The 318-nt window shown below is 63.8% G+C and carries 1 protein-coding gene; it reads left to right on the top strand.

What is annotated here, in order from left to right:
* Positions 1-37 precede the first annotated feature (37 nt).
* Entirely contained in the window at positions 38-163 is a 126-nt protein-coding gene (locus tag EN818_RS34150; protein WP_245521440.1) for a hypothetical protein, read from the top strand.
* Positions 164-318: the final 155 nt, after the last annotated feature.

Below are 318 nucleotides of genomic sequence, written 5' to 3'. Positions count from 1 at the left end.
CTATTATTCGCAGCTTGCCGACCGCCTCCACGAGGCATTGCCGGCAATCACGCGCAGGGGCAGGGCGATCGAGCGCACCGCGCGCGACCATCCGGCCACGGCGGCTGCGGTAGGGCTGGTCGTGGTCGGGCTGCTGGCCGGCCTTCTCATCAGCCGGCGCTGACTTTCGATGGTATTACAGAACAGAAATGGCGGCCGCTCGTTGCGGCCGCCATTTGCACGCTGCAAATGATCAGTTCGCGAGCTTGAGCCGGGTCTTCGGATCGACCTTCATGACTTGGCTGCACTTGCCGTAGACGGTGCCGTTCTTGTCGGTGG

This window comes from Mesorhizobium sp. M3A.F.Ca.ET.175.01.1.1, from assembly GCF_004791945.1.
Classification (GTDB): domain Bacteria; phylum Pseudomonadota; class Alphaproteobacteria; order Rhizobiales; family Rhizobiaceae; genus Mesorhizobium.
The sequence above is the reverse complement of the archived record's forward strand: the minus strand, read 5'-3'. Positions and strand labels throughout refer to the sequence as shown.